This is a genomic window from Methylobacterium sp. A49B (genome assembly GCF_053346215.1).
In genome coordinates this window covers 130,075-145,580 of sequence record NZ_JBKFBO010000096.1, presented here as the reverse complement: position 1 = coordinate 145,580, position 15,506 = coordinate 130,075, and the positions used below count along the sequence as shown (strand labels likewise).

The window sequence follows — 15,506 nt, the reverse complement described above, 5'->3', positions numbered from 1 at the left end:
AGCAGTGTGAAGGGGCCCAGGGCGGCGCGATCTGGATGGAGGTGGCGCCGTCTGGATCGCTTCGCTCCGCTCGCCAAGACGGGGGTGGAAGGCATCGATCGGCAACGGTTTGAGATGCCGTATGCCGGTTACCACCAGCTGGCGCGGGTCTCGGGCACGGGTTGGCGGCTGGCCGCGGCCGGCCTCAGCGAGCGATCCAGGGCCGCCAGTACCCTGCGCACCGCCTCCTCGTAGGTCGCCGCCACCGGGTCGCGGGGACGCGCGAGCCTGACCGGCACCGTCTCGTCGAGGCGTCCCGGCCGTGGGCGCATCACAACCACGCGGTCGGCCAGCGTCACCGCCTCGCCGACATCGTGGGTGACGATCAGGATCGTCGGCTTCGACTCGGACCAGAGGTCCAAGAGCTGCTCGTGGAGGCCCTTCCGGGTGAAGGCGTCGAGCGCCGAGAACGGCTCGTCCAGGAGCAGGACCCGGGGCTCGGCCACGAAGGCTCGGGCGATCGCGACGCGCTGCTGCTGCCCGCCCGACAGCTCGCGCGGCCACCGGCCGCCGTGCTCGGCCAAGCCGATCCGCTCGAGAGCGCGAGTCACGCGCGCGCGCCGCTCGGAGCGGGACAGGCCGGTGAGCCCGAAGCCGACATTGCCCGCCACGTCGAGCCAGGGCAGGAGCCGCGGCTCCTGGAAGACGACGCCGACGCTCGGGTGCGGCTCGCGGATGGTCTCGCCGTCGACTTGAACGCGGCCGCGGCTGGCTTGGTCGAGTCCCGCGATCAGCCGGAGCAGCGTCGTCTTCCCGCAGCCAGAGCCGCCGATCAACGCGACGACCTCCCCCTGCTGCACCGACAGGCCGATCCCCTCCAGCGCGCGCGTGCCGTCGGCGTAGGTCTTCGAGAGGTCGTCGACGATGAGCACGGGCGTCTCTGGTCCGGGCGTGGCTGCTGGTGTGACGACTGAGCCGGTGGTCGCGGCGAGATCGGCGCCGGCGGTCACAGGCTCTCTCGCGCCGTATCCTGCCACCGCGTCAAGGGCGATGTCAGCGAGACGAGGGCCATGTCGGCCAGCTTGCCCACCAGCGCGAAGGCGATGATCGCCGCCACGATCTGATCGGGCTTGCTGAACTGCTGACCATCGACCAGCAGGTAGCCGAGGCCTTCGGATGCGCCCATCAGCTCCGCCGCCACGACGAACAGGAAGCCGAGGCCGAGACCGGTGCGCAGGCCCACGAGGGTCGCCGGCAGGACCGCCGGCAGCAGGATGCGCCGGGCCAGCGCGAGGCGTGACAGCCGGAAGATCCGCCCGACCTCGACGAGCTTCCGGTCCACCGAGGCGATCGCTCCCGAGACCCCGACATAAACCGGGAAGAACACGCCCACAGCGATCAGCAGCACCTTCGGCGTCTCGAGGATGCCGAACCACAGGATGAACAGGGGCACCCAGGCGAGGGATGGAACCGCGCGCAGTGCCTGCAGGGTCGGGTCGATCAGCCAGCGCAGCACCGGCACCGTGGCCACCAGGGCGCCGGCCAGGATCCCGGCCGCCGCCCCGCAGAGGAAGCCGAGCCCGACCCGGAGGAGGGTGGCCTCGACATGCATCTGCAGGTCGCCCGAGGCGGCGAGCGCCCACAGGGTGGCACCGATCCGGCTCGGCGGCGGGAGCAGGCGCCCGGATGCGAGGCCCGTATCGACCGCGACCTCCCAGCTGAGCGCCAGCAGGAGCGGCAGGAGCAGGCCGAGCCCGGCACGACCGCTCCGCCGCAGGAGCGGCACTCCAGGCATCACCGCCCGGGGGCGGGGTTGAAGCCCGGGTCGAGCAGGCCGTCGACCGCCGCCGGCACGTCGGTCCCGGCCGGGATCACGCCGGCCTGCTGCAAGGCGAGGCCGGCCGCCTTGATCGACTCGGCCTGGGCCGGCCCGATCGCCGGCTGCGACAGGTCCGTGCGCTCGATCTGGCGGGCGATCACCGGCTCCGGCAGCTTGGTGGCCGCCACGAGGGCCGCAGTCAGCGCCTGCGGATTGGCGAGCGCGTAGGCCCGCGCCTTCTCGTAGGCGGCGATCACGGTCCGGACGAGGTCGGGATTCGCCTTGGCAAACTCCTCCCGGACGTCGAGCAGGCCCCAGGTGTTCGCGGCGGCATCCCGGTAGAACAGGACGTCGCCGTTCTCGATCTCGGCGGCCGCCATCATCGGGTCGAGGCCGGCCCAGGCATCGACGTCGCCGCGATCGAGGGCGGTGCGCCCGTCCGGGTGCTGGAGCAGGACGAGCTTGGCGTCGCGCTCGGTGAGCCCGGCGGCCTGGAGCGCGCGGATCAGGAAGATGTGCGGGTCGGTGCCCCGGGTGACCGCGACGCGCTTGCCCTTGAGATCGGCCGGCTTGGTGATGCCGGTGTCTTTGCGGGTGACCAGCGCGGTCCATTCGGGGCGCGAGTAGGCGTAGATGGCCTTGATCGGGTTGCCGTTGATCCGCGCCACGAGGGCCGCGGCGCCTGCCGCCGAACCGAAATCGATGGCGCCGGCGTTCAGGAATTCGAGCGCCTTGTTGGAGCCGAGCGACTGGACCCAGCGCACCTTGATGCCGCGCGGCGCCAGGGCCTCCTCCAGGAAACCCTTTTCCTTCAGGAGCAGGCCCACCGGATTGTAGGTTGCCCAATCGAGGCGGACTTCCTTGGGATCGTCGGCGCGCGCCTCTCGCACCAACGCACTGCCGAGACAGGCCAGGGCGAGACCGGCGGCCAGCAGGGATCGGCGGGTCGAGAGCATGGAGGGGACCTCAAGGTGCGGGATGGGATGGGCGACCGTTCCCAGGGGCGGATGCGCGGCACCGTGTCGGGCCGGATCGAGTCGGGATTGGCCGGAGGGTGCAATCAGCGATGCGGCCGGCAAACGGCGGCGCAGAGGGACCCATTGGGGTCACCGCCAAACGGCTCTCGCGTCGTCATTCTCGGCCTTGGGATCCCCGTCGCAGACACTGAATACAACATCCTGGTCTCAAGCCAGAGAGTCAACGAAAGCGCTTTCTCTACTTCCGCCTCTGCGGACAAGATTCTTCGGCCTCGCGCCGATCTGGGAGACGCTTCTGCGCCGTGGCGGCGAGGCGGGACGTGGATCGTCCTCCCGGGTTCCAGACCATGGTCATCGACCGATCTGCGTTTAGTCTCCGGCCCCGGCGCGGTATGGGTGGACATTCTCATCGCCACCGGACGATCAGCCGTCGTTACGTTCTCAGGAGCGACGCGCCGGTGACCGCTCCGTCCTTGTCACCCCGTGTCATCCCGGGGCCACGTCGCGGCACCCGGGATCCACATCCGCCGACGCGCCAACTCTCAAAACCTCCGGTGTTCTTGTATTCCGGATCTCCCTGCGGCGCGCGGGATGATGGTGCGGAACGTCGTCCGAAGGCCTTCAACTGGACGGGCCGCTCTTCGCGGGCGCTGAAGATTGGCGAGGTCCTGCACGCGCTGTACATCTCGCGAGGGCGGCCAGAGTTCACCGCGTGGTCGATGAGCGAGACGGGCGATGGCGCAGCAGATCGTCGTGGTGGGTGGCGGCTTTGCCGGTCTCTGGGCCGCGGCATCCGCAGCCCGGGCGCGGGACGCGTTCGGCCTGGGCGATGCCTGCGGCGTCACCCTGATCGCGCCCAGTCCCTTCCACGTCATCCGCGTGCGCTGTTACGAGGCCGATCTGACCCCGCTGCGCGTGCCCCTCGACGACGTCCTCACGCCGATCGGCGTGCGCCGCCTCCAGGCCCGCGTCACGGAGATCGATCCGGCGGCGCACAGCGTGACGGTCGTGGACGAGCAGTCTGCCGGGCCCTCCGCGCTGCCCTACGCCCGCCTGATCCTGGCGGCCGGAAGCACCCTGCGCCGGCCGGCGGTGCCGGGCATCGCGAGCGCCTTCGATGTCGACACCTACGAGGGCGCGCAGGCCCTGACGGCCCATATCGATCGGCTCGGCAGCACCGGTCCGGGACCGGACGAGCCGGGCCTCTGGACGGCGGTCGTCATCGGTGCCGGGCTCGTCGGGCTCGAACTCGCCTGCGAGCTCCCCGCCCGGCTCACGGCGGCCCGGGACCGGGCGGGGGGCGCCGGTCCGGTGCGGACGATCCTGATCGACCACGCGGCGCAGATCGGCAGTGCCATGGGAGAGGCCGCACAGCCCGCGATCCAGGCAGCGCTGACGGCCGCCGGGGTCGTCGGCCTCCCCGAGGCGCGCATCGCCGCGCTCGATCCCGACGGACTGACACTGGCCGATGGGACGCGCATCCCGGCGCGGACGATCGTCTGCGCGACCGGCATGGAGGCCAGCCCGCTCGCCGCCCGGCTCGGCCTGCCCCTCGATCCGCTCGGGCGCGTGCCGGTGGACCCGTACCTGCAGGTCACCGGCTGCCCGGATCTGTACGCGGCCGGCGACATCGCCGCTGCCGTCGCCGATGCGGCGGGCCATCGGACGGTGATGTCCTGCCAGCACGCGCGACCGATGGGGCGGTTCGCAGGCCACAACGCGGTCTGCGATCTCGCCGGCCTTCCGGAGCGTCGCCTGCGCTTCTCGGCCCCGGACTACGTCACGGTGCTCGACCTCGGCGATTGGGGCGCCGTCTACACCGCCGGGTGGGATCGGGGCGCGCTGGTCGCCTCCGGTGCGGCCGCCAAGGCGACCAAGCGGCTGATCAACGGCAGCCGCATCTACCCGCCCCTGGACCGCGACCCGGCGCGCATCCGGGCGGCCGCCGCACCGATCCTCCAGCCGCCGCCGGCGACGCAGGGCGCGGCCAGTCGCGGGTGAGGCCGATCACGGATTTCCGACGGCCGGACGCCGCGGCTGACGGCGTCGCCCGCGCACGACGCAAGCTTCGCCCGACGGGGCCGTCATGTCGTGTCCAGCGTGCTTTGTCGCTGATCACGCCCCCGCGTTTCGTATTGCGCGCGTCGCGGCAGGATATGCGGCGTCGCCTGCGGCGGTCAGGCCGAAATTCCAGTGCCGTTTGAACGTCTTGATCTTCCGGATCCAGCGCGCAGATCTTGCCGCCGAGCGGGCTGCGGGCTTGCGAGACCACCGCGGCGTTTGTCGGAAGCCCGGCCTGCTCGATGAATTCAGGTTCGCTTCGACAGTCGATGGCGCCCGTTGCGACGGCCGAAAATTAATTCTGGTTAGGCAGAGCTTACGAAAAGCTATCGGCCGCCGTCCCGATTAACACGTCATTAACCATAGCTGTGTCTGGATCATGCCACGTCCGGCTCGAGGAAGGGCAGATAACGACATGGTCGCGGCACCGACAGCCTCCTGGTCTCATATCCTGACGCAGGTCGCGGAAAGTCTCGACCGCATCGTCGAGAAACCGTCCGCCGAAATCCTGCGGCTCAAACCCACGTTCTCCGGTGCGGACGCGCCGGCGCTGCGCCTGCGGCACGAGGGCGAGGAGCCGGCTGCGCCGGTCCTGCCGGAGCCGGCCGTCAACGATGCCAAGCCCGTCGCGGCCTCGCAGGAGGGCGATGCCGAGGACGAGTCGGTGTCGGACTGGATGAGTACCCTCGACATCATCAACGGCATGGTCGGCCTCGCCGACGAGCAGAAGCGGCGTCTGCGTAACCAGAGCGAGACGCACGACAGCGCGATCGAGATGCTCAAGCGTGAGCTGAAGGAGACGCAGCAGCGACTTCAGCTCTCCGAGATGCGGGCCCACGAGATCGAGGCCCATGCCGACATCCGGCTCCAGCGCATCCAGGCCGATGCGGATGCCCAGGTCGAGGAGATCCGCGCCGAGGCCGAGGCCCGGGTGCGGACGATCCAGGCCGAGGCGGCAGCCTGGGTGCGCGCGGCCGAGGAGCAGGTTCGTGTCGCCGAGATGCGGGCGGACACCGCGGAGAAGTGGCTGTCCCGCATCGATGCTGCGGCGAAGAACCTTCTTCTGGGTGGCCACATGAGCCAAGCCGACGCCTGAGACGAGAGGGCGTCGCCCCGATTTTCCAGACACGGGCTCCGGGATTGACGATGGAACACTCGAGATGGAACACGGCTGAGGAGCCGACCGAGCGCCAGGATTCAAGCGCGCCGGCTTCCGGAAGTGACACCTCCGCCGCGCCCGCCAACGTCGTCGTGCTGGCCGCGATGCCCACCAGCCCGCCGCCGGCCCGCGCTCCGTCGTCCGAGGCCGTCGTCGGCAAGTGGCCGAGCGTGCTGGAGCGGGTCCGCGGCGCGGCCCAGTATATCCGGCAGGTCGAGGATCGCGCGCAGGATTACGAGGTGCGCGTTCAGGAACTCCTGGAGCAGGTCCGCGCCGACATGCGCGAAGCCGACTCAAAGGTCCGTGCCGCCGAGCAGCGCACCCGCGAGATCCAGAACCGCGCGGATTCCCTGATCGGCGCAGCCGAGGAGCGAGCCCGCGCCGCCGAAGAGCGCGCCGCTTCGGCCGAGGACTGGCTGCGCCGGATCTCCGAAGCGATCGAATCCGAGTTCGTCGTCGAGCCCGCGCCGCGCAAGACCGGGACGCTGGACGTCTGACGCCGCCGGCGTCGCGGCCGGACAAGCTTCCGATCAGTCCTTCGATCAGTGACAGGAAAAGGGACGTGCGATGCCCGCGATGGACGAGGCTTTCTGGGCCAACCTCGATGCGCAGATCATCGCGCAGCGACCGGAAGGCCCGGCGCGCGTGCCGGCTGCGCCGGCGCCGCAGAGCCCGACTGTCCAGGGAGGCGCCACCGAGAACCCTGCTGCCGCCGTCCCCGTCGCACCGCGCCGGTTGGCCTCGGATTGGACCGGCGTGCTCGATACGCTGACCGCCGCCAAGAGCGCCGCCCAGCAGCAGGAGCTGCGCCTGCGTGAGCAGGCGGCCGAGCAGGAGGCGTTGCTGCGGGACCTGAAACGGTCCCAGCAGGAGCTGCGCGCCTTCGAAGTGCTGCTGCGCGAGTGCAAGACCCAGGGCGAGGCGAAGCTCAGGGATTGCGAGGCGCAGGCCGAGGCGCGGCTGCAGAAACTCCAGGGGGAAGCTTCGGCGCAGCTGCAGGCCATGGAGGCCCGGGCACAGGCCGCCGAACTCCGCGCGGAGGCCGCCGAGGACTGGCTGCAACGGATCGAGCAGGCGAGCCGCGACCTGATGCCGGCCGCCGAACGGGTCGCTGCCTGAATGCCGTCGCGGCGACCATGATCGGATGAGGCCGTGAGCGCGATCGGTGCCCCTCACGCGTCCAAGCGGATGCTTGTCCTGGCGGGACTGGTCGCGCCGCTGCTCGGCGGCTGCGTCTCGACGATGGACCATCCCGTCGACCGGAGCTTCGCCAATCAGATCACCCGGGCGGAGCCGGCCGCATCGGAGGCGATCGCCGAGAAGCCGGTCGATGACGGCGAGTGGCGACTGCGGCTCTCGTATCTCTGAGCGGTCGACGATCGGGCGGCGGACACGGCGCCGTTTCGGACAGGGCAGCCGCGCGCAACGAACGTTTCGCCGCCGCGGTCTGGTTCGCTAAAATCCTGCCTCCTCGCGCGGCTCGGAGCTGGCCGCCCCCGGAATCGGTCGGATCGATGAGACAGGACTCCCTGCGCCTCGGCGCATTCTTCTACGCGACCGGCCACCACGTGGCGGGCTGGCGCGATCCCTCCAGCGAGGCTGACGGCGGCCTCATCCTAGAGCGATACGTGGGCTGGGCACGCCGCGCCGAGGCCGCGAAATTCGACCTGATCTTCCTGGAGGACGGTTCGGGGATCCGCGACCTCGACCTGCGGTCGAGCGAGCGCACGGCACGCTCGACCCATTTCGAGCCGGTGACGCTGCTCTCGGCCCTGGCGGCGGTCACGAGCCGCATCGGGTTGGTGGCCACGACCTCCACGACCTTCCACGAACCCTACAACGTCGCGCGCCGCTTCGCGTCGCTCGATCACCTCAGCGGCGGCCGCGCCGGCTGGAACCTCGTCACCTCCGCCACGGATGCCGAAGCCGCCAATTTTGGCGGCGACCGGATCGCCCGTCACGCCGACCGGTACGAGCGGGCCGAGGAGTTCGTCGACGTCGTCCTCGGCCTGTGGAACACCTGGGACGACGGCGCGGTCCTCATCGACCGGGAACGCGGGCAGTTCTCGAAGCCGGACGGCTTCCGGCCGCTCAACCACAGCGGCAAACATTTCGAAGTCCGCGGACCGCTCAACATCTCGCGTACGCCGCAGGGGCAGCCGGTTCTGGTGCAGGCCGGCGCCTCGGGCCCCGGCAAGGACCTCGCGGCGCGGACCGCGGAGATCGTCTTCACGGCAAACCAGACCCTTGAGGAGGCTGTGGCGTTCTACGGCGACCTGAAGGCGCGCATGGCGCATTTCGGCCGGTCGCCGGACGATCTGAAGATCATGCCGGGCCTCTTCCCCGTCGTCGGTCGCAGCGAGTCGGAGGCGCGATCCAAGTTCGAGGCGCTGCAGGATCTCATCGACCCTGTCGTCGGGCTCGCGTTACTCGGGCGCATGATCGGCGGCCACGATCTTTCGGGCTACGATCCCGACGGCCCTGTTCCCGATCTGCCCGAGACCGAGGGCATCAAGTCCCGCCAGCAACTGATGTTCGACCTCGCCCGCCGTGAGGGGCTGACTCTCCGCCAGCTCTACCTGCGCATCGCCGGTGCCCGCGGCCACTCGCAGATCGTCGGCACGGCCGCCCAGATCGTCGACGAGATGGAAGAGCGGTTCCGGGCCGGCGGCGCGGACGGCTTCAACATCATGCCGCCGACCCTGCCCGGTGGCCTCGACGACTTCATCGAACTGGTGCTGCCGGAACTGCGCCGCCGCGGCCTGTTCCGCACGGAGTACGAGAGCCGGACGCTGCGGGGGAATATCGGGTCCCGGCCGCCCGCGGCGCCTGCCAAGCTGCCTGCCAAGCCGCCGGCGGAGGCGCACTGAGCGCGGCGGAGACCTCTCCCGGCGGATGCCGTCCGGCGCTTGCCTCAGCGCTCTGAACGCTTTGCCGCGTAGGCCGTCAGGATCGCCGCCAGGAGCCCCGGGAAGCGGGCGTCGATCTCGGCGCAGCGCGCGTGGTTGCGCATCTCGACGCCGTGGCGTTCGCACCGGATCAGACCGGCCTCGCGCAGCACCTTGAAGTGGCTGGACAGGGACGATTTCGGGATCACCCGGTCGCCCATGGCGGAGACCGTCGCGCAGGTCTCGACGCAGCCGGCCTGCGCGATCCGGGCGAAGATCGTCGCCCGGTCGGGGTCGGAGAGCGCGTGCAGGATCGCCTCCGGCTGTACGTCGTCGATCGCGGGGTGAAGAAGCGGCCTCATCTTTCAACCATATGGGGTCTTGCGCGCGTGACCGTTAGTTCCGAAATCCCGAACTATGGGACCGAGGCGACCATCCCGGAGCCGGCCCATGTCGAAGGTACGCGCACATGTCAAAGCTGGTTGGCAAGGTCGCCGTGGTCACAGGCGCCTCGAAGGGCATCGGTGCCGCCATCGCCAAGGCCCTCGCGCAGGAAGGGGCCGCGGTCGGTGGTCAATTACGTGTCCAGCAAGTCGGGCGCCGACACGGTGGTGGCGGCGATCACCGGAGCCGGAGGGAAGGCGATCGCGGTCCAAGGTGATGTCTCCAAGCGCGCCGAGGCGCAGGGTCTGATCGACGCCGCCGTGACCGCCTTCGGCCGGCTCGACATCCTCGTCAACAATTCCGGTGTCTATGAATTCGCCGCGATCGCGGAGGTCACCGAGGAGCACTACCGCAGGCAATTCGACGTCAACGTGCTCGGTGTGCTCCTCGCCACCCAGGCCGCCGCGACGCATCTCGGCGCGGGGGGCAGTATCATCAACATCTCCTCGGTGGCCGCCAGCCTCCAGCCTGCGACCACGGCCGTCTACAGCGGCACGAAAGGCGCCCTGAACGCGATCACCGGTGTCCTGGCCAACGAGCTGGCGCCGCGCAAGATCCGCGTCAACGCGGTGAGCCCGGGCTACGTGGTGACCGAAGGGACGCGCACCGCCGGCGTCACCGGCTCCGAGATGGAAGCGGGGTTGGTCGCCCAGACGCCCCTCGGCCGCGCCGGCCAGCCCGACGACATCGCCGGGGTCGTCACCTTCCTCGCCTCGGACGGCGCCCGCTGGGTGACCGGCGAGGAGATCAACGTCGGCGGCGGTATCCGCTGACGCACGGACCGCCCGCGCGCGAGCGGAAGGCCTGCGCGCGTCTCTGACCGAAACGAGTAACCAGTTTTCGCAAAGACATGGACTGCCGAATAGTCGGCGAGTGAGCGTCATCCATTTGGGTGAGGCGGTCATTACGGCCGATGCTTATTGATCGGCCGCTCCAATCCCGTCGGCGCAAGGTTGGTCCATGCCTGAGGTGCGATCGTGACCCCGGCGCAGGTTGCAAGCGTTGCCGTCGCCGCGGCATCGATCGTCCTCGCGACGGCTGCGGGCCTGGGAGCCGAAGCGGAGGAGCCGGACCCGACTCCGCTCTTCCTGCAACAATCCTGGAGCCCGGCGGACAGGGCTTGGTTCTACGGCGCGAGCCAGGGCTCGCAGATCATGCCCTACGCGTGGTTCATGTCGCTGGAGCGGCCGGACAGCCGCGACCTCTTCGTGTCGGACGGGCTGGCGCGCTTCGGCTACCTCCCGAACCCCTATGACGGGGCGGGGGGAGGGCCCCGCACCGGCCTCCCCATCGGCTTCGCGAAGGATGTCGACGACCGCGGCGAGTGGATCGGCATGACCTGCGCGGCCTGCCACGTGAATCGGCTCGCGCTCCGCGGGCGGACGATCCAGATCGATGGCGGTCCCGCGGATGCGGACATGTTCGCCTTCATCGAGGAACTCGGCCGCGCGCTCTCGCAGACCACGGGTGACCCGGAGCGGTTCGCGCGGTTTGCCGACCGGGTGATCCCGCCCGAACTGTCCGCGCCGCTCCCCGGGACGTCGGAGATCGACCGCCGCCGGCTCCAAACGAGCCTCGAAACCTTCGCGCGGGACTTTTCCAGTTTCGTCGAGACGAGCCGCGCGGTGGTGCCCTGGGGCCCCGCGCGCCTCGACGCGTTCGGCATGATCTTCAACCGGGCGACGGGGCTCGACCTGCACGACCCCCGCAACATCGCCGAGCCCGACGCCCCCGTCAGCTACCCGTTCCTCTGGGACACTTCCTGGCACGACCGGGTGCAGTGGAACGGCTCGGCGCCGAACGGCCTCCCCGTCGAGCGCCTCGGCCGCAACGTGGGCGAGGTGCTCGGCGTCTTCGCCAACGCCGACATCCGTGAGCCGACCTTGCCGCCCCTGTGGTTCGCGACCTCGGCGGACCGCCTCAACCTCCTGCGGATCGAGGCGCGCCTGGGCACGCTCACGGCGCCGGCCTGGCCCGACGCGCTCGCGCCGCGCACCGCGGCGCAGAAGCAGGATGCCGTGGCCGGCAAAGTTCTCTACGATCAGTATTGCCTCTCCTGCCACGCGATCGCCAGGACGGGATCCGATCGCAGCCAGACGGTCGTCCTGACGCCGCTCGCCGCGATCGGGACCGACCCGAAGATGGCCGAGAACGCCGCGACCCGCCGCGCGCGCACCGGCATCCTCGAAGGTGTCCGGATGCCCTTCCTGGCGACGACCCCGCCGCTGCCGGCGGAAACCCTCAGCCTCGATCTCGTGTCGACGATCGTCGCCGGTGCTATCCTGGCGCCCATCGACCGGGCGCCGGACCTCTCCCAGGTCCGCGCCGACCAGACCGCGATCATCGATCGCCTCCTCCCGCGGGGCGCCGCCGCGGCCGCAAACGAGAACACGCTGCTCAACGATGTGTCGCCCTCCGGCGGCAAGGATCTGGTCGCCGGATACGTCGAGCGCCGGGCGGATCGCGATCTCCGGGTCTACAAGGCCCGGCCCCTCGACGGGATCTGGGCGACAGGCCCGTTCCTGCACAACGGCTCCGTGCCCAACCTGTACGAACTCCTGCTCCCCGCCGAGCGCCGATCCAAGACGTTCCGCGTCGGGAGCCGCGAGCTGGACGAGGACCGCATCGGCTTCCGATCGGACATCGGCCCGTTTCTGTTCGACACGACGAGGCCCGGGAACGCCAACCGGGGCCACGAGGGTGCCGCCTACGGCACCGAGCAACTCGACGATGGGCAAAGACGCCAGCTTCTGGAATATTTACGCACGCTCTGAGCCCTCGATATTGCGTGCGGTTTTCCTGTACAACAGTATTGGCTCGTCGCGGATCGCTGATTCTGATCGGGGGAAGGTATCGTTCGGTTCTGGCAACCTGTTACTCACCGTGGAGTGTGGCGATGGAGGAACTTGAGGTCTATTCCCGCCTGATCGGGTCGATCTACGACCGGGTCGGGCAACCGGACGAGTGGCCGGAGCTCCTCGAAGATCTGACCGGCTTCGTCGGCGGCCGGGTCGGCCAGCTGGCGGTCTTCAGCCTCGACGGGACCCGCAAGCCCATGTGGGCGGTCTCGGGCTTCGACCGGACGCAGTACCGCACCTTCCTCTACCGTCACGCCACGGAGGACCCGCGCCTTCCCTACATCCTGTCGAACCAGGGCAAGGTGATCCGCGCCGAGGAGGGCGTGGACCCGGCCCAGTTCCGCGAGACCGCCCTGTTCAAGGAAGTCGTGCGGCCGTTCGGGATCGAGCACAGCCTCGTGACCTACTTCGCCAAGGAGGCCGACGTCATGGCGACGCTCGCCGCCATGCGCGACGAGGAGGCCGGGCCGTTCCAGTCCGCCGAGGTGCGCCGCCTCGCGATGCTCGTGCCACATCTCCGGCGCGCCTTCGAGTTCTACGCGCTGATGCGACAGGCCTCGGAACGGTCCTCGGACCTCGCCTCCGCCCTCGACCTGCTGGACGCCGCGGTGATCCTGACGGATTCCCGCTTGCGGGTCGCGCACGCCAACCGCGCCGCCGAGGAGCTGGCGAAGTCCCGCACAGGCCTGTCCCTCGACAAGGGCAGCCTCGCCCTGAAGGACGGCCACTGCTCCCGCCGGATCGCGCGCGCCGCCAGCGAGGCGCTCGCCGCGGCCAGCGGCGATGCCACGATCACGCAGGCCGACCATATCGCGATCACCTGCAGCGAGAGCGGCACGCCGTACCGGGTCTCGCTGCACCCGCTCTCGAAGCGGCCTGCGGGAACCGGGTCACGGGTCAAGGCGGAGCTCGCGGTGGTGATCCGCAGTGGATCGCCGAAGACGCAGGAGAGTTCCGCGGTTCGCCTGCAGCGCCTCTTCGGCCTGACCACCGCCGAGGCGATCCTCGCCAACGCGGTCGCCTCCGGGCGCTCCCTCAATGCCCACGCCCAGGATCGCGGGATCGCGATCTCGACCGTCCGGACACAGCTCCGGGCGCTCTTCGCCAAGACGGAGACGCACCGGCAGGGCGAGCTCGTCGCGCGCCTGCGGGAGGGCCTGGACATTTCCCTTCACTGAGGCCGCGGGCGCGTCCAAAAATTTGGCGAGGAGCGAGCGATGCGCATGCGGAGTGACACGCCAGACGCCCCCTGTCTCGAGACCCTGCTCGACCTGCCGGCGGACGCGCGCTGGCCGGTCGCCCGAGACTGGATCGAGCGTGCACCGCGGCCGTTCTTCGCGCAGCTGCGCGAGCGGCGGCCGGTGCTGGATTGCGGTGCGGTCGTCCTCGTCGCCAAGCGCGCCGCGGTCGCCGAGATCCTGTCATTACCGAGCGTCTTCTCGGTCGCGCTCTACAAGCCCAAGATGGGCACCTTCATGCTGGCCCTCGACAACACCGAGGTGAATTACCGCGACAAGGCTGTGATGCGGGCCGTGCTGTCCTGGGGCGACCTTCCGGCGATCCGCGACCTCGCCGGATCCCTCACCGACGCGGCCCTCGACGCCGGCGCGGGAGCGGTCGATGTCGTCGCGGCGATCTCGCGCATGGTGCCGCTGCGGATCGTTCAGCGCGCCTTCGGCATCGCCGCGCCGGACGGCGACATGCTGCGCTGGTCGTACGCGAACCAGCTCGACCAGTTCAACAACCTCCCTTTCGACGGGCGCCCCGACGCCGACGCGGTCCAGGCCGCGGCGGCCCAGGCCCGCGAGGAGATGCGGGCCGCCTTCGCGTCGCTCATACCGGCGCGCTTGGCGGCCCTTGAGGCCGGGGCCGAGGTGCCGGACGACAGCCTCACGCGGCTCCTGCGGCTGCGCCTGCCGTCCGCCGCGGGCTTCGGCATGGACCGCGTCGTCATCAACGTCGGCGGGCTGCTCATCGGCGCCATCGAGACGACCTCGGAGGCGGCGGTGAATGCCCTCGCGGAGATCCTCGGGCGGGCGGACGTGTACGCGTCGGCGCGCGCCGCGGCCGCGGAGGGCCCCGCTGCCTTCGACGGCTACGTCTGGGAGGCGCTGCGCTTCGCGCCGATCGTGGCCTTCATGTTCCGGCAGGCCGAGTCAGACCACGTTCTCTGTCGCGGCGGCCCGCAGGAAGCCCAGATCCGGAGGGGCCAGGTCGTGCTGCCGCTCAGCCTCTCGGCGATGTTCGACGCCGATTGGGTGCCGGAACCCGAGCGGTTCGACGCGGCGCGGCCGGACCACGCCTACCTGCATTTCGGGCTCGGCCACCACGAGTGCCTGGGCCGCTACGTGGCCGGTGCCATGATCCCCGAGATCGTGCGCCGGATCCTGCTCCGTGACGGCCTTCGCGCCCTCGGACCGGTGGAGGATGGCGGCACGCCGTTCCCGACATCCTTCCGGATCGCCTACGGGGCGGTCGCGTCTCCTTGAACGGGGATGTGAGGATCCGCGCCGGCCGCCTCGGCCTCCAAACGCCCGCGAAACCGCAGCCCTGACCGCCGCATGGGGCGGCGCCGTGGGGTGGCGCTTGGGGTGGCGGTTGTGGTCGGTGGCCTACCGCAGCGCGAGACGCCGCTGCAGCAGGCCTGTTCGACGGTCAGCCAGAGAACGACCCAAAACCCTCGAAGGTATTGGTTGGCTTCGCGACCGGTGTCGATTGTTCTGAAGTCTTGGTGTCACCCTCCGACGTCTTTCCGGGTGACGGCTCTCGTTGATCTGATTGTGTCTGGTCTGAGACAGAGGCGAGCGACGCGACTAAGCGTTCGGGCTGCGTGTCTAACGTCATCCAAACTCCTCGAGCATAGGCCGAATCAGCGGCCAAGCTTTAGGTATACCAAGCGCCACGGATCGCAAAATCTGCCCGTTCGTGCGCCTGCGGCGGGCGGTTCGGCGCCGACCTGGGTCAGCCGCGCTCCCCGCGGTGCGGCTCGCGCGCGCGTCCCTTGAGGAACTTGCCGACAGCGATGCCGAGCGGAAGCGAGAGCAGCGTCCAGTTCCTCAGGAACCGCAGGACCTTCAACACGCGCGATCTCCCGCTGGCCGGCTCGGCGTCGTCGGCGCGAACCACAAGGCCTCGGCCGACGCGCCGACCGGCCTGTCCCGACCGAAGATGCACTGCCGTGGCCAGCCGGTAAATCTGCCCGCTCCCCATGCCGACACGGCAGCGCGAGTTACCCCCTGTCCAGTCCTGCACCGTCACGACGGCGAAGAGCGAGATGACCGAGAGCGACGGGACGACCCACGTCGCCGCCATCGACGCCGT

The 15,506-nt window shown here is 70.1% G+C and carries 14 protein-coding genes and 1 pseudogene; 10 read left to right on the top strand and 5 right to left on the bottom strand.

Annotated features, from left to right (window positions below):
* Positions 1-128 precede the first annotated feature (128 nt).
* The 3 genes from ACLBX9_RS14840 to ACLBX9_RS14830 all read right to left on the bottom strand — a co-directional run bounded on the left by ACLBX9_RS14840 (position 129) and on the right by ACLBX9_RS14830 (position 2,754).
* On the bottom strand, positions 129-911 hold the full coding sequence (locus tag ACLBX9_RS14840) for an ABC transporter ATP-binding protein (RefSeq protein WP_039892668.1): 783 nt from the start codon (positions 909-911) through the stop codon (positions 129-131).
* Positions 912-985: 74 nt separating this feature from the next.
* Positions 986-1,774: an ABC transporter permease gene (locus tag ACLBX9_RS14835; RefSeq protein WP_010682932.1), complete on the bottom strand. Its 789-nt coding sequence runs from the start codon at positions 1,772-1,774 to the stop codon at positions 986-988.
* The gene (locus ACLBX9_RS14830; protein ID WP_447719467.1) at positions 1,774-2,754 is read right to left on the bottom strand and encodes an aliphatic sulfonate ABC transporter substrate-binding protein; all 981 of its coding nucleotides are present in this window, start codon (positions 2,752-2,754) and stop codon (positions 1,774-1,776) included. Before ACLBX9_RS14830 ends, ACLBX9_RS14835 begins: the two co-directional genes overlap by 1 nt.
* 756 nt (positions 2,755-3,510) lie before the next feature.
* On the opposite strand from ACLBX9_RS14830, the gene ACLBX9_RS14825 reads away from it, so the two are divergent.
* The 6 genes from ACLBX9_RS14825 (at position 3,511) to ACLBX9_RS14800 (ending at position 8,865) form a co-directional block, all read left to right on the top strand.
* Positions 3,511-4,776, top strand: a complete 1,266-nt coding sequence (locus ACLBX9_RS14825) for an NAD(P)/FAD-dependent oxidoreductase (RefSeq protein ID WP_447719466.1) — start codon at positions 3,511-3,513, stop codon at positions 4,774-4,776.
* A gap of 475 nt (positions 4,777-5,251) precedes the next feature.
* Entirely contained in the window at positions 5,252-5,932 is a 681-nt protein-coding gene (locus ACLBX9_RS14820; RefSeq protein WP_010682935.1) for a divIVA protein, read from the top strand.
* A gap of 50 nt (positions 5,933-5,982) precedes the next feature.
* Positions 5,983-6,492, top strand: a complete 510-nt coding sequence (locus ACLBX9_RS14815) for a hypothetical protein (RefSeq protein ID WP_447719465.1) — start codon at positions 5,983-5,985, stop codon at positions 6,490-6,492.
* 79 nt (positions 6,493-6,571) lie between these two features.
* Positions 6,572-7,114: a hypothetical protein gene (locus ACLBX9_RS14810; protein WP_447719464.1), complete on the top strand. Its 543-nt coding sequence runs from the start codon at positions 6,572-6,574 to the stop codon at positions 7,112-7,114.
* Positions 7,115-7,147: 33 nt separating this feature from the next.
* Positions 7,148-7,363, top strand: coding sequence for a hypothetical protein (locus ACLBX9_RS14805; RefSeq protein WP_447719463.1), 216 nt, complete (start codon positions 7,148-7,150; stop codon positions 7,361-7,363).
* Between the two features lie 146 nt (positions 7,364-7,509).
* On the top strand, positions 7,510-8,865 hold the full coding sequence (locus ACLBX9_RS14800; RefSeq protein ID WP_447719462.1) for an LLM class flavin-dependent oxidoreductase: 1,356 nt from the start codon (positions 7,510-7,512) through the stop codon (positions 8,863-8,865).
* A gap of 44 nt (positions 8,866-8,909) precedes the next feature.
* Here ACLBX9_RS14800 and ACLBX9_RS14795 read toward each other — a convergent pair whose 3' ends face one another.
* Positions 8,910-9,245 (bottom strand): ArsR/SmtB family transcription factor, encoded by a 336-nt coding sequence (locus ACLBX9_RS14795; RefSeq protein WP_010682940.1) that lies wholly within the window; start codon positions 9,243-9,245, stop codon positions 8,910-8,912.
* A 107-nt stretch (positions 9,246-9,352) separates the two neighbouring features.
* Here ACLBX9_RS14795 and ACLBX9_RS14790 point away from each other — a divergent pair.
* The 4 genes and pseudogenes from ACLBX9_RS14790 to ACLBX9_RS14775 all read left to right on the top strand — a co-directional run bounded on the left by ACLBX9_RS14790 (position 9,353) and on the right by ACLBX9_RS14775 (position 14,674).
* Positions 9,353-10,100, top strand: a pseudogene (locus tag ACLBX9_RS14790) (glucose 1-dehydrogenase).
* 204 nt (positions 10,101-10,304) lie between these two features.
* The gene (locus ACLBX9_RS14785; RefSeq protein ID WP_447719461.1) at positions 10,305-12,101 is read left to right on the top strand and encodes a di-heme-cytochrome C peroxidase; all 1,797 of its coding nucleotides are present in this window, start codon (positions 10,305-10,307) and stop codon (positions 12,099-12,101) included.
* A gap of 122 nt (positions 12,102-12,223) precedes the next feature.
* Positions 12,224-13,363, top strand: coding sequence for a helix-turn-helix transcriptional regulator (locus tag ACLBX9_RS14780; protein ID WP_010682943.1), 1,140 nt, complete (start codon positions 12,224-12,226; stop codon positions 13,361-13,363).
* A gap of 39 nt (positions 13,364-13,402) precedes the next feature.
* On the top strand, positions 13,403-14,674 hold the full coding sequence (locus ACLBX9_RS14775; RefSeq protein ID WP_447719460.1) for a cytochrome P450: 1,272 nt from the start codon (positions 13,403-13,405) through the stop codon (positions 14,672-14,674).
* Between the two features lie 472 nt (positions 14,675-15,146).
* Here ACLBX9_RS14775 and ACLBX9_RS14770 read toward each other — a convergent pair whose 3' ends face one another.
* Positions 15,147-15,497: a hypothetical protein gene (locus ACLBX9_RS14770; protein ID WP_447719459.1), complete on the bottom strand. Its 351-nt coding sequence runs from the start codon at positions 15,495-15,497 to the stop codon at positions 15,147-15,149.
* Positions 15,498-15,506 lie beyond the last annotated feature (9 nt).

Bases quoted from the DNA above. Each gene is read 5' to 3' on its own strand.
- ACLBX9_RS14815 (WP_447719465.1), top strand. From the start codon at position 5,983: ATGGAACACTCGAGATGGAACACGGCTGAGGAGCCGACCGAGCGCCAG.
- ACLBX9_RS14770 (WP_447719459.1), bottom strand. From the start codon at position 15,497: ATGGCGGCGACGTGGGTCGTCCCGTCGCTCTCGGTCATCTCGCTCTTC.
- ACLBX9_RS14810 (WP_447719464.1), top strand. From the start codon at position 6,572: ATGGACGAGGCTTTCTGGGCCAACCTCGATGCGCAGATCATCGCGCAG.
- ACLBX9_RS14775 (WP_447719460.1), top strand. From the start codon at position 13,403: ATGCGCATGCGGAGTGACACGCCAGACGCCCCCTGTCTCGAGACCCTG.
- ACLBX9_RS14820 (WP_010682935.1), top strand. From the start codon at position 5,252: ATGGTCGCGGCACCGACAGCCTCCTGGTCTCATATCCTGACGCAGGTC.
- ACLBX9_RS14795 (WP_010682940.1), bottom strand. From the start codon at position 9,245: ATGAGGCCGCTTCTTCACCCCGCGATCGACGACGTACAGCCGGAGGCG.
- ACLBX9_RS14780 (WP_010682943.1), top strand. From the start codon at position 12,224: ATGGAGGAACTTGAGGTCTATTCCCGCCTGATCGGGTCGATCTACGAC.
- ACLBX9_RS14800 (WP_447719462.1), top strand. From the start codon at position 7,510: ATGAGACAGGACTCCCTGCGCCTCGGCGCATTCTTCTACGCGACCGGC.
- ACLBX9_RS14825 (WP_447719466.1), top strand. From the start codon at position 3,511: ATGGCGCAGCAGATCGTCGTGGTGGGTGGCGGCTTTGCCGGTCTCTGG.
- ACLBX9_RS14835 (WP_010682932.1), bottom strand. From the start codon at position 1,774: ATGCCTGGAGTGCCGCTCCTGCGGCGGAGCGGTCGTGCCGGGCTCGGC.
- ACLBX9_RS14830 (WP_447719467.1), bottom strand. From the start codon at position 2,754: ATGCTCTCGACCCGCCGATCCCTGCTGGCCGCCGGTCTCGCCCTGGCC.